A 21,478-nucleotide genomic window follows, 5' to 3' on the forward strand; every position below is an offset into this window, starting at 1 on the left:
TGCGTGGGGGATTCATAGTGACAACCTCTCAGTTAACCGCACCCGCCCCTCCGGGGACTGCCCGCCGACCGGGGCGCTCGGGCATCGCACTCACCGTCATCGCAGCGCTGCAGCTCATGGTGGTCCTCGACACCACGATTGTGAATATCGCGCTCCCGCACATCCAGGGGGCTCTCGAGTTCACCACAACCCAGCTCTCATGGGTGGTGAACGCCTACACACTCACCTTCGGCGGACTTCTGCTGCTCGGCGGCAGAGCGGGCGACATCCTCGGCCGCCGCCGGGTGTTCGTCTCCGGCGTACTGCTGTTCACCTTCGCCTCGCTGCTGTGCGGCATCGCCCAGGAGCCCTGGCAGATGCTCGCGGCCCGCGCACTGCAGGGCGTCGGTGGTGCGATCGCCTCGCCCACGGCGCTCGCCCTGATCACCACGACCTTCCGTGAGGGGCCGGAACGCAATCGCGCGTTCGGTATCTTCGCGGCCGTCTCCGCGAGCGGCGCCGCCATCGGGCTGCTGGCCGGAGGCATGCTCACGGAGTGGCTGGACTGGCGCTGGGTCTTCTACGTGAACCTGCCCATCGGCATCCTCATCGCCGTTCTCGCGCCGGTGTTCATCAACGAGTCGGAGCGCAACCCCGGCCGATTCGACGTGGCAGGCGCCCTCACGTCGACCGCGGGCATGGCATCGCTCGTCTACGGCTTCATCAGGGCCTCGGAGGACGGCTGGAGCGATGGGCTCACGCTCGGTGCGTTCGCAGCCTCCCTGGTGCTGCTGACCGCGTTCGTGTTGATCGAACGCAAGACCCGTGACCCGATCACACCGCTGCGGATGTTCGCAGACCGCAACCGTTCCGGCACGTATCTGATCATGATGAGCCTCGCGGCGGCGATGTTCGGCATGTTCTTCTTCATCGTCCTGTTCGTGCAGAACGTGCTGGACTACAGCCCCATCACGTCCGGACTCGCGTTCCTCCCGGTCACGGTGGCGATCATGACCTCGGCCGGCCTCTCCACGAAGCTGCTGCCGGTGCTGGGCCCGAAGCCCTTCCTGACCGCCGGTGCAGTCCTCACAGGCAGCGGCATGGCCTGGCTGACGCTCATATCCCCCGACAGTTCCTACCTGGGCGGAGTCCTGGGGCCGATGCTGCTCTTCGGCTTCGGCATGGGTCTGGTGTTCGTGACAGCGACGCTGACCGCCGTGTCCGGCGTGGCGCAGCACGAGTCGGGCGCGGCCTCCAGCCTGCTCAATGCCACCCAGATGGTTGGCGGTTCACTCGGCCTGTCGATCCTCATGACGGTCTTCGGGACGGCCGGCCGCGAAGAGGCGGAGCGCCAGATGCCGTCGTTCCTCGCGGAATCGACGCCTGCCCAGCAGGAGGCCTTCGCGCGGACCCACGAGCTACCGCCCCCGTGGGGTCACCAGGTGCTGGCCGAAGGCATCGCCACCGCGTTCTGGGCGGGGGTGGGCCTGGTCGCTCTCGCCGTCGTGACAGCCGTTCTCGTGGTGCGGGTACGCAAGAGCGATCTGGAAGCACTCAGCGGAGCGGCGGGCCCCGGCGGCCACGCCGCATGACACCCCGGATACAGGCCGTACGCGGGGGGACGGCCTGTATCCGCTTCCGGGCGCTCGGGCCTCAGCCGAGCCGCCCGGCGCCGGGCAGCCAACCAGGCAGTTGCTCGGTCTGCTCCAGCCAGTGGGCCGGCGGCTGTCCGCCCTTGCTCGCGGCGACGACTCCGCAGGCGATGGCGCAGGTGGTGTCGACATCGCCGCCGACCTGGGCGGTCGTCCAGAACGCGTGCTCGAAGTCGCCGAGCGACCTCGCCGCGGACCAGAGCGCGAACGGCACCGTGTCATGGGCGCTGGTACGCCGACCGCAGCCCAGGACCGCGGCGACCGTACCCGCGTCGTCGTAGTCGAGCATGTCCCGGGCCCGGCGCAGTCCGGCGCCCACCGCACTGCGCGGCACCAGGGCGACCACGCCGTCCAGCAGGTCCGCCGGCGCGGGTGGGCCGGCGGGGTCGGCGGCGAGCGCCGCCGCCGCGGCCACGGCCATGGCGCCGACCACTGCCTCCCGGTGCTGATGCGTGGGATACGAGGAGATCTCGGCCTGGTGCGTGGCCTGCTCGGGGTCGTCCGCGTACCAGGCGCCGAGGGGCGCGATCCGCATCGCGGAGCCGTTGCCCCACGACCCCTGGCCCTTGAACAGCGCAGCAGCCAGTTCCCGCCAGTCGCCGCCCTCCCTGACCAGCCGGAGGAGCCGGTTGACCGCAGGGCCGTAGCCGCGGTCGAAGTCGTGGTGTTCGGCGAAGGACCGGGCAAGGGCGTCCTGGTCCACACGGTGGTGGTCGACGAGCACGGCAACGACGGAGCAGGCCATCTCTGTGTCGTCGGTCCACTGCCAGACGGACGGCGGCAGCTCGCGCCTCTTGAGCAGCGGATAGTTGGAGGGAACGAAGAACTGGGAGCCCAGAGCGTCTCCCACGGACAGGCCGCGCAGGCTGTCCAGAGCGCGTGCGAAGCGCCGGTCGGATGCGGATTCAGCGGTCATCTTCCTGCCACTCTATCCGGTGGCCCCGTACGGTTCCGGGGCCCTCCACTGCTCGAAGGGCCGGTCAAGGTGGTACTTGCCGTCGTTGCCGAGCTGCAGGGTACGTGTCTCGCCGTTGCCCGGATTGGACAGCGATTCGAACTCCGCGACGGTCCAGTGGAACCACCGCATGCAGAACAGCCGCATGGTCAGTCCGTGGGTGACCAGGAGGACGTTCGGCGGATGGTCCGGGGCTTCGAAGCTCCGGTGCAGACTCTCCAGGAAGGCGCCGACCCGGTCGTACACATCTGCCCCGGACTCGCCCTGCGCGAAGCGGTAGAAGAAGTGGCCGTAAGCGTCGCGGTACGCCTTCTGGAGCCTGACGTCCTCCCGGTCCTGCCAGTTCCCCCAGTCCTGCTCCCTCAGCCTCGGCTCTTCCCTGACCCGCACCAGTTCCGGGTCGAGCCCGAACGCCTGGAAAGTCTCATGGGTGCGGCGGTACGGGGAGACGTAGACGCTGACCCGCTCACGGCCGAACAGGTCCCGCAGCCGCGCCCCCGTCTCCGCGGCCTGGGCCAGACCCGCCGCGGTGAGCTGCAGGGCATGGTCGGGCTCGCGTTCGTACACCGTGTCATCGGCGTTGCCCACCGATTCTCCGTGCCGGACGAGGACGATACGTCGCGGTCGTGCCATACCAAGACCCTATGGCGACATCCGTTCAGTCGAGGAGCCGCCCCGAGGCCATCCGGCGGACCTGCCCGTCGAACCGCCGGCGCAACAGACGGTCGTGGGAGACGACCACCAGCGCACCGGTCCACCGGGACAGGGCCTCCTCCAGATCCTCGACGAGGCCGAGTGCGAGATGGTTGGCCGGCTCGTCGAGAAGGAGCAGGTCCGCAGGCCGGGCCAGCAGCCTGGCGAGGGCCAGCCGTCGGCGCTGCCCGGCGGAGAGGGAACCGACGGAGATGTGCAGGTCCCGTGAGCGGAAGAGCCCGTAGGACAACAGCAGTTCCGCGGCCTCGTCGTCCGCGAGCGCGAGGCCCCGCCGGAAGACCTCGAGCAGGGGCTCCGCAGGCCGGTTCACCGGAATCTCCTGGGCGAGGAAGCCGGTTCTTCCCCTGCGTGTCACAGATCCGGTGTCGGGTACGACAAGGCCGGCCATGACCCTGAGCAGGGTCGATTTCCCGGCGCCGTTACCGCCGTGGATCAACATCTTCTGCCCGGCCGCGACGCTGAGCCCCTCCACCGAGAGCCTGTCGCCGACGCGCACGCCGGTCAGGGTGACGAGCCGGCCCGAGGCGGCGCCGGACACCGGTCCCGCCGTGAACCGAAGCGGCTCCGGCGGCTTCGCCACCGGCTCCTCCCGGAGTCTGCGCAGCCGCTCCTGGGCGTTGCGGATCCGACCGGAGACCGAGGCCTGGACCCTCCCGCCGGCCCTGTCGTAGGCCATTTTGTTGTTGTCCTTGATGGACCGGCCTACGGCGACGCTGTGTGCCGTGGTGTTCGCGAAGACTTCGAGCCGTGCCACCTCCTCGGTCCACTCCTCGTACGCCTGCTCCCAGCGCCGGCGAGCGGCCGCCTGCTCGGCACGGAAGCCCTCGTAGCCGCCGCCGTAGCGCACGACGGCGCAGCGGTCGGCGTCGACCTCGATGACCGCGGTGGCGACGCGCTCCAGGAAGGTGCGGTCGTGCGAGACGGCGATCACCGTCCCGGTGTGGCTGAGCAGGGTGCTCTCCAGCCAGTCGAGCGCTGTCTCGTCCAGGTGGTTCGTCGGCTCGTCGAGCAGCATCACCTCGGGCGCCGCCGCGATGAGACAGGCGAGGCCGAGCCGGGCCTGTTCCCCGCCGGACAGAGTGCCGAGGATGCGCTCGCGGTCCACGTGGGCGATGCCCAGGCCGTTCATGGCCTTGTCGACACGGGCGTCGGCTTCGTATCCCCCGCGGAGCTCGAAGGTTGTGAGCAGGTCGCCGTACTCCTCGAGGACGTCCTGCTCCGCCGAACCGAGGTCCGATTCGAGTTCGCGCAGCCTCGCTTCCATGGAGCGCAGTTCGGCCAGAGCGGCGTCGACGGCTTCACCGACCGTGCTCCCGGGCGGTAATTCGGGGGTCTGGGCCAGATGCCCCGTCCCGTTCTCGGTGACGGTGACCACCTCGCCGTCGACCGGCCGCTCGACGCCGGCAAGCAGGCGGAGAAGGGTCGACTTCCCCGCGCCGTTCTCCCCGACGATGCCGATCCGCTCGCCCGGACGCACTGCCAGGGAGACATCGTCGAAGAGCAGTCTGTCGCCGCGGGACAGGGTCACTCCGCGCAAGGAGATCTGAGTGGGCATGGGCACCTCCGGCGGAGATCTAACGCAACGGTTGTCGCGTTACGAGCAGTGTGGCACACTCGAGTCACCTAACGCAATGGGAGTAGCAATTGACTGGATCGGGATCCGCCCCCGGCACGCTCCGCCCCGGAGGTCGCACCGCCCGCACGCGGGCCGCCGTCCGCGACGCCGTCCTCACGGGCCTGGGCGAACACGGCTACCCCGGCCTCACCGTCGAATACGTCGCCGAGCACTCGGGCGTGCACAAGACGACCCTGTACCGGCGCTGGGGCGGCATCGAAGGCCTGCTGGCCGACACGCTCGACCTCGCCGGCGAGGACGACTGGAGCCCACCGGACACAGGGAGCCTTGAAGGAGATCTGCGGGCGCTGGCACGCGAAGTGGCCGAATCCTTCGCCGATCCGGGACAGGCAGCCGCCCCCACCGCGATCATCGCCGCCGCCTTCCAGTCCCCACGCGCCGCCGAAGCGCTGCACGCCTTCTACGCGGAGCGGTTCTCCCGCTGCGAGGGAGTCGTGCACCGGGCGGTGGAACGCGGGGAAGCACCGGCCGGGACCGACGCGGGCGCCGTCGTCCGTGCGGTCAGCGCGCCGGTGTACTTCAGGCTTTTCATCACCCGCGAACCGATGGATCCGGCACTCGCCGACCAGTCGGCCGCCGCCGTCCTCGCGGCGGTCCGGGCAGGCGCCTTCGCCACGGCGCGGACAGCAGGACGGACGGTCCCGGGCGGCTGATCACACCGTCCAGGACGGTTCGAGCTCCACCACGTCACCGGCCAGTGCCACGACATCCGTCTGCGTCTGGGCGCGCAGCAGCAGACGCTCTATACGCTCGTCGCGGTATTTCCCGTGCTCAGCCGACGACAACCACATCGACATCACCAGGAACTCGCAGCCGGGTGCTTCTCCGAAGACCCCTCGCACCATCCCCGGTGACCCGGCCATGGCCGGGTTCCACACTTTCTCCTGCATCAGGGAATAGTGCTCGACCCTGTCCTCACGCACCTTGCAGTGCGCCACCCTGACCACGTCGGCGTCCGTGAACCGCGGCTCGAAGCCGGTCTTGACGTCGAAGCGGTAGTCGAAGAGCTTGGCCTGGATGTCCTTGTAGGTGCCCGACTGCCCGGCCGCGAGCCGGTCGTGGGAGCGGGCCATGAAGGAGTCGTAGAAGGCCCGGGTCTCCCAGAAGGCGAAGACATGCGCCACGTTCGGCCGTAGTCTGCTCCACCCTCCGCCCTGTCCCCGGAACCCTGGCTCACCCGGCAGCCCCGCCCATTTCCGCTGCCCGCGTTCGAACCCTCGACGGTCCACCACCGTGCAGCGAATCCACTTGACCAGCACCGCGCCATCGTACGGCGCGGAACGTGGCGCCGGTCACTCTCCGCGCCAGTCGGCCCCCCGGCTGCGGTCGGTACGTCGAACGGGGCGGAGCGCCCGATGAGTTCGCGCCGTACCGCACGCCGTCCCCGGCCCTCACAATGATCGCCATGACCGACCTGCACACCAACCCGCTCTTCCATCGCCTCCGCTCCGCCGAGCGCATCCTCGTCGCCGGCGCCGGCGGCGGATTCGACGTGTACGCAGGCCTGCCGATCGCGCTCTCCCTGCACCACCAGGGCAAGGAAGTCCACCTGGCCAACCTCACGTTCAGCGCCACCGAGGGGCTGCCCCTGGATGCGTGGCTCGCCCCCGACGTGGCGATGATCGGCCCCGACACGGCACCGCATCAGGTGTATTTCCCTGAGCGTTCACTGGCCCGGTGGCTCGCCACCCACGGCTATCCCGACACCGTTCACGCCCTCTCCCGCGTGGGCGTCCAGCCGCTGCGTGCCGCATACCGCGCACTGATCGAGCGGTACGGCATCGACGCGGTCGTGCTCGTGGACGGAGGCACGGACATCCTCATGCGCGGTGACGAATCGGGTCTCGGCACCCCCGAGGAAGACATGACCAGCGTCGCCGCCCTGCGCGGCATCGGGGGACCCGAACGTCTCGTCGTGTCCGTGGGTTTCGGTGTCGACGCGTACCACGGTGTCAGCCATGGACTCGTGCTGGAGAACATCGCGGCGCTCGAGACCGACGGCGCATACCTCGGCGCGTTCTCCGTGTCGCGCAACACCCGCGAAGGCGCCCTCTTCCTCGACGCGGTGGCCCATGCCCAGGCCACGACGCCTGATCACCCCAGCATTGTGAACGGCTCCATAGCCGCCGCCCTGCGGGGCGGTTTCGGCGATGTGCAGTTCACCTCCCGCACGCGGGGCAGCGAACTCTTCATCAACCCTCTGATGTCGATCTGTTTCGTCTTCGAACTCGAGGGGGTAGCTCGGCGCTGCCTGTACCTGGACCGGATCGAACACACCCAGCTGATCCGCCAGGTCAGCAGTGAGATCGCGGCATTCCGTGACGAGGTCGTGCGCCAGCGGCCGCCTCGCCGCATCCCTCACTGAGCGGATACGGTCAACGAACCCATTTCATCCGGCAGTTACGGGGAAGGAAAAAGCGGTGAGCAGCCTCAACAAGGGCGTCCGGAAGGCGGAGGTGACCCTCAGGTGGGATCCGAGTCCGCTGGGAGAGCCGCCCCATGACCTCGACATCGTGGCCGCGACGTACCCCGCTCGAGCGCCGTTCGGCGAGCCGGCGTACGTCGTGCACTTCGACAGCCGCTCGCCCGACGGCACGATCATCCTGACCAGGGAGAGCAAGACGGGACAGGGCTTCGGGGCCGACGAGGTCATGACTCTGGAGTTCGACCGGCTGGCGGCGGAGTACGGCCGTGTCGTCCTCGGCGTGGTGATCCAACAGCGCAACGGCCGCACGGTGTTCGGTGATGTCGCGAACGCCTCGGTACGGGTCCTCGAGGGGCACCAGGAGATCGGGCAGCACGACTTCACGGCGGTCACCGGCTCCACGGCGGCCAAGGTAGGCGAGTTCGTCCGGGGCGAGTCGGGGGACTGGGCGTTCAGCGACTCGCTCGTCGGCTTCGACGCGGACCCTCAGACCTTCGTCACGGTCATGGGCGATCCCACGCCCTGAGCACGCGTCCGCCGTTCGACGGGCGCAAGACATGGGAGGGCAGGACCGAAGGGCGCACGGAGAAGGGGACCGGCCAGAGGCCGGTCCCCTTCTCAACTGCTGGTCAGCGCCGTGTGCTCGCTACGCCGGACACCGCATCGACGTGGCTTCGCCCAAGGTCAGCTGCAGCCGCTCGTCGAGCCGCAGCCCTCGCAGATGTAGCACGAGCCTGCGCGCTGCATCTTGGTCCCGCAGGAGAAGCAGAGCGGGGCGTCGGCGCTGATACCGAGCTGCATCTCGACGAGCTCGGCGGAGGTGTGCGCCTCCTTCGGCGCCGGGATCTCCGCCTGCGGGGCGGTGACGGCCTTCAGCGACTCCTGCTGCCGGGGGGCGGACTGGGCCAGCGCCTCGACATCCATCTCGTCGTCCTCGAGCGACGGCTCGTAGGAGCCGGTCTCCAGGTGACGCTGACGCTCCTCCGCGGAGTGGATACCGAGGGCGGACCGGGTCTCGAAGGGCAGGAAGTCCAGCGCCAGGCGGCGGAAGATGTAGTCGACGATCGACTGCGCCATCCGCACGTCCGGGTCGTCCGTCATACCGGCCGGCTCGAAGCGCATGTTGGTGAACTTCGAGACGTAGGTCTCGAGCGGAACGCCGTACTGCAGGCCGACCGAGACGGCGATCGAGAAGGCGTCCATCATGCCGGCGAGGGTGGAGCCCTGCTTCGACATCTTCAGGAAGACCTCGCCGAGACCGTCGTCCGGGTAGGAGTTGGCGGTCATGTAACCCTCGGCGCCGCCCACGGTGAACGAGGTGGTGATCCCGGGGCGGCCCTTGGGAAGGCGCTTGCGGACCGGGCGGTACTCGACGACCTTCTCGACCGCCGCGCGGATGGTCTCCTCGGTCTTCTGCGTGACCTCGGCCTTCTCCTGCTCCTTCTTCTTCGCGGAGAGGGGCTGGCCGACCTTGCAGTTGTCGCGGTAGATCGCGAGCGCCTTGACGCCCATCTTCCACGCCTCGAAGTAGACCTCTTCGACGTCCTCGACGGTCGCCGTCTCCGGCAGGTTGACCGTCTTGGAGAGCGCGCCGGAGATCCACGGCTGGATCGCGGCCATCATGCGGACGTGACCCATGGCGGAGATGGAGCGCTCACCCATGGCGCAGTCGAAGACCTCGTAGTGCTCGGTCTTCAGGCCGGGCGCGTCGATCACGTTGCCGTGGTCGGCGATGTGGGCGACGATCGCCTCGATCTGCTCCGGCTGGTAGCCGAGGCGGCGCAGAGCCTGCGGGACCGTGCCGTTGACGATCTGCATGGAGCCGCCGCCGACGAGCTTCTTGAACTTGACCAGGGCGAGGTCGGGCTCGAGACCGGTCGTGTCGCAGGACATCGCGAGACCGATGGTGCCGGTGGGGGCGATGACCGACGCCTGGGCGTTGCGGAAACCGTTCTTCTCCCCGAGGCGGATCACGTCCTGCCAGGCTTCCGTGGCGGCGGCCCAGATCGGGCTGTCCAGGTCGTCCATCCGGACGGCCACGGTGTTGGCGTCGGCGTGCTGCTTCATGACGCGCTTGTGGGGCTCGGCATTGCGGGCGTAGCCGTCGTACGGGCCGACGACAGCGGCGAGCTCGGCGGAGCGCTTGTACGAGGTGCCGGTCATCAGCGAGGTGATGGCGCCGGCGAGGGCACGGCCGCCGTCGGAGTCGTACGCGTGCCCGGTCGCCATCAGGAGCGCTCCGAGGTTGGCGTAGCCGATGCCGAGCTGGCGGTAGGCGCGGGTGTTCTCGCCGATCTTCTGCGTCGGGAAGTCCGCGAAGCAGATGGAGATGTCCATCGCCGTGATGACCAGCTCGACGACCTTGCTGAAGCGCTCGACGTCGAACGACTGGTTGCCCTTGCCGTCGTCCTTCAGGAACTTCATCAGGTTCAGCGAGGCGAGGTTGCACGAGGTGTTGTCCAGGTGCATGTACTCGCTGCACGGGTTCGAGCCGTTGATGCGGCCGGACTCGGGGCAGGTGTGCCAGTGGTTGATCGTGTCGTCGTACTGGATGCCTGGGTCGGCGCATGCCCAGGCGGCCTCTGCCATCTTGCGGAAGAGTGACTTGGCGTCGACCTCCTCGATGACATCGCCGGTCATCCGGGCGCGCAGGCCGAACTTGCCGCCCGTCTCCACGGCCTTCATGAACTCGTCGTTCACGCGGACCGAGTTGTTGGCGTTCTGGTACTGGACCGACGTGATGTCGTCGCCGCCCAGGTCCATGTCGAAGCCCGCGTCACGCAGGGCGCGGATCTTCTCCTCTTCCTTCACCTTGGTCTCGATGAAGTTCTCGATGTCGGGGTGGTCGACATCGAGGATGACCATCTTCGCCGCACGGCGGGTGGCACCGCCCGACTTGATCGTTCCTGCGGACGCGTCGGCGCCGCGCATGAAGGAGACCGGTCCGGAGGCGTTGCCGCCGGAGGACAGCAGTTCCTTCGAGGAACGGATACGGGAGAGGTTCAGGCCGGCGCCGGAGCCGCCCTTGAAGATCATGCCCTCTTCCTTGTACCAGTCGAGGATCGACTCCATGGAGTCGTCGACGGACAGGATGAAGCAGGCGGAGACCTGCTGCGGCTGGGGCGTACCGACGTTGAACCACACCGGCGAGTTGAAGCTGAAGATCTGGTGCAGGAGGGCGTACGCCAACTCGTGCTCGAAGATCTCGGCATCCGCGGGCGAGGCGAAGTAGTTGTAGTCCTCACCGGCCTTGCGGTAGGTCTTCACGATCCGGTCGATGAGCTGCTTGAGGCCGGTCTCGCGCTGCGGGGTGCCGACGGCCCCGCGGAAGTACTTGCTGGTGACGATGTTGACCGCATTCACCGACCAGAAGTCGGGGAACTCGACGCCACGCTGCTCGAAGTTCACCGAGCCGTCACGCCAGTTGGTCATGACGACGTCACGGCGCTCCCAGACCACCTCGTCGTACGGGTGCACGCCGGGGGTGGTGTGGACGCGCTCGATACGCAGGCCCTTGCTCGCCTTGGATCCCTTGGCTCGGGACCCTCGTGCCGGGCCGCTCGTCGTCTCGGTCATGCCGCCTCCCATATACGGGCAAAAACGCCCTGAAGTGCCCAGATCTTCCCGGGGCACGGTTTGTGTCTGTTGCTCTGGCGCCACGCACAGCACCCATGAGCAGGTCATTTGCCGCCTGAGCCGGCCGGCGGACCCTTCGCGGGGCCCTCTCCGTCCAGCCTCTGCCGATCAGTCGGCGGCGGTGGCGGGAACAGGAACCTCTGCGGCCCCGCGGTTCCCGCCTTCCTCGGCAGGTGGCCGCCCATCGCGGAGCTCCGCGATGGCGGCCTCGAAGTCTTCGAGTGAGTCGAACGCCCGGTAGACGGACGCGAAGCGCAGGTAGGCGACGAGGTCGAGCTCCTGCAGCGGGCCCAGTATGGCCAGCCCTACGTCATGGGTGGTCAGCTCGGCGCTGCCGGTGGCGCGCACGGCCTCCTCGACCCGCTGCCCGAGCTGGGCGAGAGCGTCCTCGGTGACCGGCCGGCCCTGGCACGCCTTGCGCACGCCGGAGATGACCTTGGTGCGGCTGAAGGGTTCGGTCACACCACTGCGCTTGATCACCATGAGCGATGCGGTCTCGACCGTCGTGAAGCGGCGGGCGCAGTCAGGACACTGCCGGCGCCGCCGGATCGCCGTTCCGTCGTCGGTGGTGCGACTGTCGACGACGCGACTGTCGGGATGCCTGCAGAAAGGACAGTGCATGGCCCCCAACCCCTCCTTCACAGCACGACCGAATAGCCTCTGGAGGCCGGATCCCAGCCCCTCGAAGCAGCCCCAAGCATAGGCGATGCCCTCGACCTCGGAGCACCGGGGACACAACTTCTGGGTGGCTGACCCAATCCAACCACTAGATCTGGTGGTGTGACGCAGACACAGGTCGCTACGCGTGTCGCGCCGGACATCGTCGCGCGAAGGCACCGGAGCCCTGCGAAACGGAGCGTATCGGCCGCCGCACGCTGCGCGCGGGGCAGCGTCGACCGGCGCAGGGAAGGGCGACACGGGCGTGCCGGATCCAGGCTTCGGGACGACAGGAATGCGAAGATGCAGCGGTCTCACGGACCCCGCCCCGGCCGCCGCCGAAGGCGACGGCTACCGTGACGACATACCGCAACGGCTACCGCTCCCGGTTCGATCGTTCGCACATACACCCAGCAGAATGCCCAGGTAAGGCAATCTGCAATTTTTCACTCGAACGTGTGTTTGGCGCAACCTTTCGAAAGCAACTACCGTTGTCAAACTAGGGAGACCATTCGAGAGGGGCCGACGTGACCACCACCGCCGACAGTGCCACCATCACTGCCCAGGACCGCTCACAGAGCCGATTCGAGCCGGTGCAAGCCATGAATGACGCAGCCACGACCCCGGAGGGGCCCAAGCCCGGCCGCTCGCTGCCCGGCCGACCTCCTGGCATCAGGGCGGACAGCTCCGGCCTCACGGACCGGCAGCGGCGCGTCATCGAGGTGATCCGCGACTCCGTCCAGCGGCGGGGCTACCCGCCGTCGATGCGTGAGATCGGCCAGGCGGTCGGACTGTCGAGCACATCGTCGGTGGCGCACCAGCTCATGGCCTTGGAGCGCAAGGGCTTCCTGCGCAGGGACCCGCACCGCCCCCGGGCGTACGAGGTTCGCGGCTCCGACCAGCCCAGCACCCAGCCCACGGACACCACCGGCAAGCCCGCCGCCTCATATGTCCCCCTTGTCGGCCGCATCGCGGCCGGTGGCCCCATCCTCGCCGAGGAGTCCGTCGAGGACGTCTTCCCCCTGCCCCGCCAGCTCGTCGGCGACGGTGAGCTCTTCGTCCTGAAGGTCGTCGGAGACTCCATGATCGAAGCCGCGATCTGCGACGGGGACTGGGTCACCGTGCGACGCCAGCCCGTGGCGGAGAACGGCGACATCGTGGCAGCCATGCTCGACGGCGAGGCCACGGTCAAGCGCTTCAAGCGGGAGAACGGCCATGTCTGGCTCCTCCCCCACAACGCCGCTTACCAGCCCATCCCCGGCGACGAGGCGACCATCCTCGGCAAGGTGGTGGCGGTGCTGCGACGGGTGTGACCACACCCTCCGGCCCCAGACCGGACCCCGGGATCCACTGCGCCGGTCCCGGGGTCCTGCTCATGTGTACGAGCAGGACCGCTTCGGCCCTACTTCCCCTCCTGCTTCGCCGCCGCGTCGATCGCGGCAAGTGAGCGGCGTACCTGATTGCGATCCGTCGTGTACCAGAAGTCGGGCAACGAGGCGCGCAGGTAACTGCCGTAGCGGGCGTTCGCCAGCCGCGGATCGAGCACCGCGACCACGCCCCGGTCCCCTGTTGCCCGCACCAGCCGGCCCGCGCCCTGAGCCATCAACAGCGCGGCGTGGGTCGCCGCCACAGCCATGAACCCGTTGCCGCCGGCCTCTTCGACCGCCTTCTGGCGGGCGCTCATCAGCGGGTCGTCCGGACGCGGGAACGGAATCCGGTCCATGACGACGAGCTGACAGCCGGGTCCGGGCACATCGACGCCCTGCCAGAGCGACAGCGTGCCGAACAGACACGTCTCCGCATCCCCGGCGAACGTCTTGATCAACTCACCGAGCGTCTCCTCGCCCTGCAGGAGGATCGGCTTGTCGAGTCGGCCGCGGAGCTCCTCGGCGGCGGCCTGGGCGGCCCGCATCGACGAGAAGAGGCCGAGCGTGCGCCCTCCGGCGGCCTCCACCAGCTCGGCGAGTTCGTCCATCATGTCGCCCCGGGAGCCTTCGCGTCCCGGAGTGGTGAGATGGCGTGCGACGTAGAGGATGCCCTGCTTCGGATAGTCGAAGGGCGACCCGACGTCGAGCCCCTTCCACTGCGGCACGTCCTCCCCCCCGATGCCTTCAGGAGCAAGGCCCAGGGAGGCCCCGACCCCGTTGAAGTCACCACCGAGCTTGAGCGTCGCGGAGGTCAGCACCACCGAGCGCTCGGAGAAGAGCTTCTCCCGCAGCAGCCCGGATACGGAGAGCGGCGCCACCCGCAGGGACGCCCCGAAACGGTCGTGCCGCTCGTACCAGACCACGTCGTACTCCGAGCCATGGCTGATCCGCTCGGCGACGGCGTGGACATTCTCGACGGCGGCCAGGGCCTGCTTGCGCACGGCGTTCTCGTCCTGGACCGACTTGTCCCTGGTGGCCCCGATCGCGGTGATCACTGTGCGGGCCGCGTCCCTCAGCGCCATCAGCGCATAACCGAGATCCTCCGGGATCTCCTCGAGACGCCCCGGGAGAGCCAGCTCCATGAGCTTCTCGAACGACTCCGCGGCAGTCTGGAGAGCGTCCGCCGCCTTCTCGTTGACGAGCTTGGCGGCGCGGCGCACTGCGCGGTTGACCTGGCCCGGAGTGAGCTCGCCGGTGGCGACCCCGGTGACGCGGGAGACGAGCTCATGGGCCTCGTCGACGATGAGCACCTCGTGCTGGGGCAGCACCGGCGCGCCTTCGATGGCGTCGATCGCGAGGAGGGCGTGGTTGGTGACGACGACGTCCGCGAGCTTGGCCCGCTCACGCGCCATCTCCGCGAAGCACTCCGCTCCGTACGCGCACTTGGAGGCCCCCAGGCACTCGCGTGAGGAGACGGAGAGCTGGTTCCAGGCGCGGTCGGAGACGCCCGGAGTCAGGTCGTCCCTGTCCCCCGTCTCCGTCTCGTCGGCCCAGTCCCGCATACGGAGCAGGTCCTTGCCCAGCTTGCTCGTGGGTGCCGCTGCCTCGAACTGGTCGAAGAGACCCTCATCGTCGTCCTGCGGCATGCCCTCGTGCAGGCGGTGGAGGCAGAGGTAGTTCGACCGCCCCTTGAGCATGGCGAACTCGGGGCGGCGGCGCAGCAGTGGGTGCAGTGCCTCGACCGTCCGCGGAAGGTCACGCTCCACGAGCTGCCGCTGCAGCGCCAGCGTCGCCGTGGCCACGACAACACGCTCGCCGTGGGCCAGGGCGGGAACCAGATAACCGAGCGACTTGCCCGTACCGGTGCCGGCCTGGACCAGCAGATGGGAATCGTCGTCGATGGCCTCGGCAACGGCCTCGGCCATGGTGACCTGGCCTGGCCGTTCCACCCCGCCGACGGCGGTCACGGCGGCGTGGAGGAGCTCGGGGAGGGATGGCTTCGTCATAGCCCGACCACCCTACGGGGCGCCACCGACAACAGGATCACGCATCGGAGCATCAGGCCGACGCCAAGGGGTTGGGCACCGTGCCGTGAACGGCGGCGTGCGGGCGCTCAGGGCGGTCCCGGTAACCGTCGAGATGCAGCCGGTTGCGATTGAGGCACAGCCGCTCGATACGGGGAGTGAGCAGGTCGAACGTCTCGTAGCGCTCCTTGTACTCCGGGAAGCGGGCCTGGTACCGGAGGATCTCCGCCCTCACGAGTGAGAAGAACTCCTCCTCCGAAACGTTCAGTTGCTCTTCGCACAGCGGGGCGAGGTAGCGGAAGACGCCCACGAAGAGACCCGAGTGGATGAACTGGGTGAGAAAGCCCGGCTCCTCGGTGAGGAGGATCCGCCGGACGTCGTCCGGCATGGACGCGTGCTCCGGCACAGGCCGGGCGCTCACGTTCACGTCGTCGACGAAGTCCTTGATCGCGAGGCGCACGGGAATGTCGTGGTCGTCGTAGACGACGATGGCGTTCTCGCCGTGCGGGGAGAAGACCGTGCCGTAGCGGTAGAGGAAGTGCAGCAGCGGCGGCAGCAGCGCCGCGAAGAGCCGCCGGAGCCAGACGGTCGGTGCGAGCCCCGACCGGGCGACCAGTTCGGCCGTGAACGCCCGGCCCTGCGGATCCGTGTGGAGGAGCGATGCGAGGGTGCGGGCCCGCTCGCCGGCTTCCAGTCGCGGCTGGAGCGGTTCCCGCCAGATGGCTCCCAGCAGTTCCTTGTACTGGTACGGGACCTCTGCCAGGCGGTCGTACAGCGGATGCTCGACCGTGACGGAGGCGACCTCCCCAAGGAGAACGACCCGGCATTCGTCGCGCAGGAACGGGTCGGCGTCGCGCAGCCCGTGCACCCATGCGGTGACGGCGGGTGCGGCGAGCGTGCGCTCTGTGGGCAGGCCGCGCCAGACCAGGGTGTTCAGGATGGACAGGGGCAGTTTGACCGTGTGGCGATCGGGCCGGTCGACGTTCACGAAGGTCCTGATCGACTGCTGGGGCAGTCGCAGGTCACCGTCGCTGGGGAGGGGCACGATGTCGCCGTCGGCGACGGCGGGCGCGTACAGGGGCAGGATCACCTCGTCCCACTGCCAGGGGTGCACCGGCAGGAGCAGGTAGGCGGCGGGATCCAGTCCCTTGGCGAGCAGAGCGTCGGCGAAGGAGTCGCGGGTGGTCCGGTCGAGCTCGCGACGGTAGAGGTCCTCTGCCCGGTCGAGGCCGGCGACGCCGCGGTAGGCGGCCAGGCCGGTCCGCACCGCTATCCACGGGAGGCGTGCTGGGCGGCGGGCTTCCGGTGCCCATCGGGCGGCGTCGCCTGCGGAGAAGCCGATCCGGCCCTTGTTGAGAACCAGCCACGGGTGCCCCGTCTGGTGGCCCTCGAGCTCCGCGTAGCCGAGGTCCGCCAGCTCGGCGGCGGTCAGCGCGGTGCCGTCGAGCCGGGTGTCGCTGCTCAGCGTGACGGACATTTCACGCAGCAGGTGACCGAGGGTCGCTCCGTCGAGGCCCAGCAGGTTCCTGGCCCGCGCGAGGAAGGCGAGCGGGTCGGTGAACGGACGGCCGTCGCACTCGACAGAGCCGGGATCGACACGCCAGCTGCCGTAGGCGCCGCGGCGTGCGCGGAAGGTGAGCACGCCTGTGGCGTCGATGGGGAGGGTGTAGCGACGGGCCTCGCCGGTGGATCCGGACGTTCCGGACGACGGGTCCGGGCCGGGGGCCGGAGCCGCGTCCGGAGCCGGGGCCGCGTGCGGGACGGGGACCGGCTCGATGATCTCTTCGTAGGCGAACTCGCCGATCATCTTCGCGAGGAGGCGGGCAGCGGCCCGGTCCCAGTTCTGCCGGGTCAGGCCCGGCGGCGTGAACGGCACCGCGTGCGGCCGGGCCGCGGCGCCGTTGGCGGCCGTATCGGTTCCGGTGCCGGTTCCGATGCCGGCGGAAGCGGTGGTGGCATCGACGGGCCGGAGACCGGTGGAGCCGGAACCGGTCGGGACGGAGTCGATGGAGTCGTCGCTGGCAGGGGACTTCGGCACGGGGACTCCTCAGGTGGAACCGATGCGGATCGAGCGGTGTATGTAAGTCAGCGGGTCGTTCACAGCAGGTTCCGCAGGGCGCGATCACGGACCATCAGGGCGGCTCGTTTGTCGGGAAGGTCGAGTTCGGCGGAGTAGCGGAAGCCGGAATTGAGAAACGCGGAGACGGAGGGGGTGTTGCGCATGTCGGGCTCGGCGAGGACGCGGGTGCATCGAGGCCGATTGTCGAGAACGAGATCGGATACGGCTCGAAGGAGGACGGACCCGATGCCACGGCCGCGGTCCAGCACGCCGCCGATGAGCAGATGGATACCGGTGTCGTGCGGGCGCGCGGGATAGTGGCGGGCCAGCGGATCGAGGTCGGCCCGGTAGATCTCGAAGTAGCTCATCGGCTTGTCGTCGAGGACGCCGAGGCAGGGGACGCTGCGGCCGTCACCGTCGAGTTGTGCGCGCAGGTGAGCTGCGGTGACGGAGTCGGGTCCCGCCAGTTCCCAGAAGGCGGCGACCGCGGGGTCGTTCATCCACCTGCTGATCAGCGCGAGATCACGTTCGAGGACCACAGGGACGAGTCGGAAGTCGCCGACGGGCGTGGCCGCCGGCTCCCAGCCGCCCAGGTTGTCGAGCAGGTCGCCGGCGGCGCCGCCGGCCCTCGCCGGTGCCAGGGGCGCTGCCGCTGTCTGGCCCGGGCCTGACCCGGTAGCCGTTGCCGCGGCCGGGCCGGCAGGCCGTGTCGGCTCCCATGCTGGTGCCGGCCTCACGGTCGATGGCGACGTCGCGGTCGACGCCGGTGTCCCTGACGCGTTCCACGTCGGTGTCTCTGACACTGCCGATGCCGGTGTCGGCAGCGCCGGCCCCGACTGCCCTGCTTCGCCGTTCCCGCGGAACAGCGTGAGGAAGTCCTCCGGCAGCCGCAGGTCGAGTGTGTCCTCCGTGCCCCCTCCCGGCCGGGGCGCGGGTCCAGGCCCGCTGTCGGTGTGCACATCGGTGGGCGCCATCGGAGCGCTCTCCTCTCGCGGTTCGGTCGGTTCGTGGTGCCTCAAGATCGGAGGGGATTGGCCATGGTGACGTAGACGGACTGGGTGTCGACCGGGCCGACGAGTTCGTCGAGCCCGTGGAGCCGGGTGAGCAGGTTGGCCTTGCAGCGGAGCGTGGGCGTCTCCAGCAGATGGCCGGGCAGTGGTGATCCCATACCGACAGCGGAGGTGAGGAACTGCCGGAAGGCAGCGAGGAGGACACGTTCGTCGGCGAGGCCCTGAGCTCCGAACGCTCCGATCAGCCCCAGCACGTTGTTGATGCCGAGGTAGTAGGCGAAGCGTTCGTCGGTGACCTCGTCGGACACGAAGGTGTCGCTGTGGGTTCCGATCCCAGGGAGGCGGGAGGCGAGACGCTCGCGGTGCGACTCGCGGAAGTAGTAGCCCTGGTTGTCGCGGTAGCGACCGCCGGTCGGCCAGCCGTGGGGGTCGAGCAGTACGAGCGTGTTCTGTTGATGCGCCTCGAGCGCGATGCCCGCAGTGGCGTCCAGCCACAGCACCGGGCGCACGACGTGGTCGAGGTAGCGAAGGAACCACTCGGCGGCCACAGCCGTGACGGGCCGCCCGGTGTGGGCGGCGAGCCGCTCGACGACGGTGGCGAGGCGTGAGTGCATGCCCACCCGCCCGGGCCACGGCCGGGGAGTGGTCAGCGCCGCTACACAGACCGCGTCGTCCCCGGGGCCGAAGGGGTTGTGCCGGATCATCACGTCGAGCCCTTGCAGGGGTTCGGCCCCGGGTGCGTCGACGGCGAGCCAGGCGGGGTCGCGCACGATGTCGAATCCGGGGTGCGCGGCCCGCCACTGCTCGGCGAGGCCGGCGCGGAGCAGTCGGTGCACCTCGACGCCGCGGTGGAGTTCTTTGCGGAGGTTCTCCCGCCGGGAGTTGGTGATGCGCAGACCGAGGGAGAGCTTGAGCATGGCGGGAGCACCCGGGCGGTGCACGGTTCGGACGGAGGAGGTGGGATACCAGACGTCGCCGCGGGGACCGAGGTCGTGCAGCAGGCCCGCGTCGAGGAGGGCGGCCACCTCGGGCCGCCGCCCGAGGTCCTGTGCCTGCCATGGGTGGAGGGGCAGGGCGGCAGTGTTGCCGGGGAGCGTGAGGTCTCCCGCCAGCCGGGCGGTCAGCTGCTCGGCCGTGACGGTGCGGCCCTGCTCGGTCCAGGCGGATTCGGTGGCAAGGAGGGACCGGTCGACGGCCATCCAGTGCAACGGGAAGGAGCCGTACAGCTCGGGCGAGTAGCGCTGCGCTTCCGCCTCGGAGAGTCCTTCACGGCTCTTGGGAGTCGGATGGAGCGGGTGGCCGAGCAGCAGCGACTGCTCGGCGGTGAGGAACAGGTCGGCCTCGGGCGGGGCAGTGGGCCGGGCACGCCGGTCGGCGATGAAGTCGGCGGTGCGGCGGACGGAGTCGGCGACGCGGCCCACGAGGTCCGTACCTCCGCCGTGGCCGGCTTCGCGGCCGAGCAGCGCGGCGACGGTCACGGCGTCGGCCCGGGTGGCCTCGTGCGGACTTCCCTGCAGAGTGGGCGCGCCGAAGCGGTGCCATCCGGTGGCCGACCAGTAGCGGACGGGGACCAGCAGCGCGGTGCCGCTGGCGTCGAGAGGGACGCGCAGGACGTCTTCCTCGGGCCGGGGCAAGCCGTTCTCCCGTACCCAGCAGCGGAGCAGGTTCTCCACGGTCGCCGTGTCCGCGGCGCGGCGCGGATCGGGGTCGTCGAGGTGGTCGTGCTCCGCGTCCGGTTGGGCGGATGACTCCGCCACACAGGCGTGCGGAATGCAGGCTGTCGCCCCGCCGCGCTGCTCGTCGTGCCGTCCGGTCTGGCGTGGCACCGTCGCTGCTTCGATGGTGAGCGGGCCGCTCAAGCCGACCTGGCTGCGGTGGTGGCCGGCGGGGCCGTCGATGGACTCGGGCGCATCGGGTGCGGGTGTGGGGTTCACGGAGAGCTTCCTTGTGACGTTGTCCGGGTTCAGTGCGACTGCCTGTTGTCGGTACGGCGTTGTGTGGAGCGCTCTGCGGCGGCCAGGGCGTCGGCGAAACGGTCCAGGACGGCCACGGCCTGCTCGTCGGTCAGGGTGAGAGGAGGGAGCAGGCGTACGACACCGGAATGGCGTCCGCCCAGTTCGACGATCAGTCCGCGGTGCAGACACTCCTGCTGCACGGCGGCCGCGAGCCGGGGCGAGGGAGGTGGTACGAGCGCGTCCGGTGCCGCGGAGTCGGCGTCGACGAGTTCGACGCCGATCATGAGGCCCCTGCCCCGAACGTCTCCGATGCAGGGGTGGGCCGCGGCGAGTCCCTGGAGACTCGCCAGCATGCGCGCGCCGAGCGTGGCGGCGCGCTCGGCGAGGCGGTTCTCGCGCACATGGGCGAGGGTCGCCGCTCCGGCGGCCATGGCGAGCTGGTTGCCGCGGAACGTGCCGGCATGGGCACCGGGCTGCCAGACGTCGAGCCCGGAGCGGTACACGACGACGGCCAGCGGAAGGGAACCCCCGATGGCCTTGGACAGCACCATGACGTCCGGCACGATCCCGCTGTGCTCGACGCCCCAGAAGGTGCCGGTGCGTCCCACGCCGGTCTGCACTTCGTCGACGATCAGCGGAATGGACCGGTCGGCCGTGATGGCGCGCATCCTCCGCAGCCACTCGTCGGGCGCCGGGATCACTCCGCCCTCGCCCTGCACTGGCTCGAGGATCATGCCCGCCGGTTCGGGGACACCGCTCTTGGGGTCGTCGAGCAGGCTTTCCGTCCAGCGGGCGGCGATTTCCGCGCCACGCTCGCCGCCGATCCCGAAGGGGCACCGGTAGTCGTGCGGGAACGGCAGCCGAGTGACCCTCACGTCCGTCGCGCCCCCCGATGCTTCGAGCGCGCCTGCCGTCATGCCGTGGTAGGCGCCCGTGAAGGCGAGGAGGCCGCTGCGGCCGGTCGCGGTCCTGACGAGTTTGAGAGCGGCTTCGACCGCGTCCGTGCCGGCGGGTCCGCAGAACTGGACGCGCGCGTCCTCTGCCAGCGCCCTTGGGAGTGTGGCGAACAGTTCCGTGATGAAGGCGTCCTTGACGGGTGTGGCGAGGTCGAGCACATGCAGCGGGGCACCCGAGTCGATGACCCTCTTGATCGCCTCGAGGACGACTGGGTGGTTGTGCCCGAGCGCCAGGGTGCCCGCACCGGAGAGGCAGTCGAGGTACCGCCGTCCGTCGGCGCCCTCGATCGTCAGCCCCCTGGCCCGTACCGGCACGATGGGCAGCGAGCGCGCATAGGTGCGGGCCGCCGACTCACGGAGTGACTGCCTGCGCAGAATCCCCTCATGGGTCGAGGTCGGCGCCACCGGAGCGGGTTCGGTCACGGCCACGGCTGTTGATCCTCCGGCTGTCAC

16 protein-coding genes are annotated in these 21,478 nt (G+C 69.5%); 5 read left to right on the forward strand and 11 right to left on the reverse strand.

The annotated features are described in order from the left end of the window. Positions 1-17: 17 nt before the first annotated feature. Complete coding sequence (locus ACTMTU_RS30545; protein ID WP_441266662.1) at positions 18-1,571, forward strand: MFS transporter; 1,554 nt, start codon at positions 18-20, stop codon at positions 1,569-1,571. 61 nt (positions 1,572-1,632) lie between these two features. Here ACTMTU_RS30545 and ACTMTU_RS30550 read toward each other — a convergent pair whose 3' ends face one another. The 3 genes from ACTMTU_RS30550 to ACTMTU_RS30560 are packed head-to-tail and all read right to left on the reverse strand — an operon-like array spanning position 1,633 to position 4,855. Further along, positions 1,633-2,547: an ADP-ribosylglycohydrolase family protein gene (locus ACTMTU_RS30550; RefSeq protein ID WP_441266663.1), complete on the reverse strand. Its 915-nt coding sequence runs from the start codon at positions 2,545-2,547 to the stop codon at positions 1,633-1,635. Between the two features lie 12 nt (positions 2,548-2,559). Continuing rightward, positions 2,560-3,219, reverse strand: coding sequence for a histidine phosphatase family protein (locus ACTMTU_RS30555; RefSeq protein ID WP_441266664.1), 660 nt, complete (start codon positions 3,217-3,219; stop codon positions 2,560-2,562). Between the two features lie 25 nt (positions 3,220-3,244). Beyond that, the gene (locus ACTMTU_RS30560) at positions 3,245-4,855 is read right to left on the reverse strand and encodes an ABC-F family ATP-binding cassette domain-containing protein (protein WP_441266665.1); all 1,611 of its coding nucleotides are present in this window, start codon (positions 4,853-4,855) and stop codon (positions 3,245-3,247) included. 89 nt (positions 4,856-4,944) lie between these two features. On the opposite strand from ACTMTU_RS30560, the gene ACTMTU_RS30565 reads away from it, so the two are divergent. Next, the gene (locus ACTMTU_RS30565; protein ID WP_441266666.1) at positions 4,945-5,589 is read left to right on the forward strand and encodes a TetR/AcrR family transcriptional regulator; all 645 of its coding nucleotides are present in this window, start codon (positions 4,945-4,947) and stop codon (positions 5,587-5,589) included. Here ACTMTU_RS30565 and ACTMTU_RS30570 read toward each other — a convergent pair whose 3' ends face one another. Further along, positions 5,590-6,195 (reverse strand): YdbC family protein, encoded by a 606-nt coding sequence (locus ACTMTU_RS30570; protein ID WP_005311059.1) that lies wholly within the window; start codon positions 6,193-6,195, stop codon positions 5,590-5,592. Positions 6,196-6,341: 146 nt separating this feature from the next. Here ACTMTU_RS30570 and ACTMTU_RS30575 point away from each other — a divergent pair, with 146 nt between their 5' ends. Beyond that, positions 6,342-7,301, forward strand: a complete 960-nt coding sequence (locus ACTMTU_RS30575; protein ID WP_441266667.1) for a DUF1152 domain-containing protein — start codon at positions 6,342-6,344, stop codon at positions 7,299-7,301. A 4-nt stretch (positions 7,302-7,305) separates the two neighbouring features. Continuing rightward, positions 7,306-7,887 (forward strand): TerD family protein, encoded by a 582-nt coding sequence (locus tag ACTMTU_RS30580; RefSeq protein WP_441266715.1) that lies wholly within the window; start codon positions 7,306-7,308, stop codon positions 7,885-7,887. A 158-nt stretch (positions 7,888-8,045) separates the two neighbouring features. Here the strand turns inward: ACTMTU_RS30580 and ACTMTU_RS30585 are convergent, their stop codons facing one another. Further along, positions 8,046-10,937 carry a vitamin B12-dependent ribonucleotide reductase gene (locus tag ACTMTU_RS30585; protein ID WP_441266668.1) on the reverse strand — a complete coding sequence of 964 codons (2,892 nt, stop codon included), beginning with the start codon at positions 10,935-10,937 and terminating at the stop codon, positions 8,046-8,048. Between the two features lie 168 nt (positions 10,938-11,105). Continuing rightward, entirely contained in the window at positions 11,106-11,618 is a 513-nt protein-coding gene (nrdR, locus tag ACTMTU_RS30590; protein WP_441266669.1) for a transcriptional regulator NrdR, read from the reverse strand. Positions 11,619-12,181: 563 nt separating this feature from the next. Between nrdR and lexA the strand changes: the two genes are divergently transcribed. Next, entirely contained in the window at positions 12,182-12,967 is a 786-nt protein-coding gene (gene lexA / locus ACTMTU_RS30595; protein ID WP_189474654.1) for a transcriptional repressor LexA, read from the forward strand. Between the two features lie 89 nt (positions 12,968-13,056). Here the strand turns inward: lexA and ACTMTU_RS30600 are convergent, their stop codons facing one another. The 5 genes from ACTMTU_RS30600 to ACTMTU_RS30620 form a co-directional block, all read right to left on the reverse strand. Continuing rightward, positions 13,057-15,027 (reverse strand): ATP-dependent DNA helicase, encoded by a 1,971-nt coding sequence (locus ACTMTU_RS30600; RefSeq protein WP_441266670.1) that lies wholly within the window; start codon positions 15,025-15,027, stop codon positions 13,057-13,059. Positions 15,028-15,079: 52 nt separating this feature from the next. Then, positions 15,080-16,921: an IucA/IucC family protein gene (locus ACTMTU_RS30605; RefSeq protein WP_441266716.1), complete on the reverse strand. Its 1,842-nt coding sequence runs from the start codon at positions 16,919-16,921 to the stop codon at positions 15,080-15,082. A 221-nt stretch (positions 16,922-17,142) separates the two neighbouring features. Beyond that, entirely contained in the window at positions 17,143-18,078 is a 936-nt protein-coding gene (locus ACTMTU_RS30610) for a GNAT family N-acetyltransferase (RefSeq protein ID WP_441266671.1), read from the reverse strand. A gap of 41 nt (positions 18,079-18,119) precedes the next feature. Further along, entirely contained in the window at positions 18,120-20,048 is a 1,929-nt protein-coding gene (locus tag ACTMTU_RS30615; RefSeq protein WP_441266672.1) for an IucA/IucC family protein, read from the reverse strand. Positions 20,049-20,077: 29 nt separating this feature from the next. After that, positions 20,078-21,454: a diaminobutyrate--2-oxoglutarate transaminase family protein gene (locus ACTMTU_RS30620; RefSeq protein ID WP_441266673.1), complete on the reverse strand. Its 1,377-nt coding sequence runs from the start codon at positions 21,452-21,454 to the stop codon at positions 20,078-20,080. Positions 21,455-21,478 lie beyond the last annotated feature (24 nt).

It is taken from the genome of Streptomyces sp. OZ13 (assembly GCF_052068155.1).
Lineage (GTDB): Bacteria > Actinomycetota > Actinomycetes > Streptomycetales > Streptomycetaceae > Streptomyces.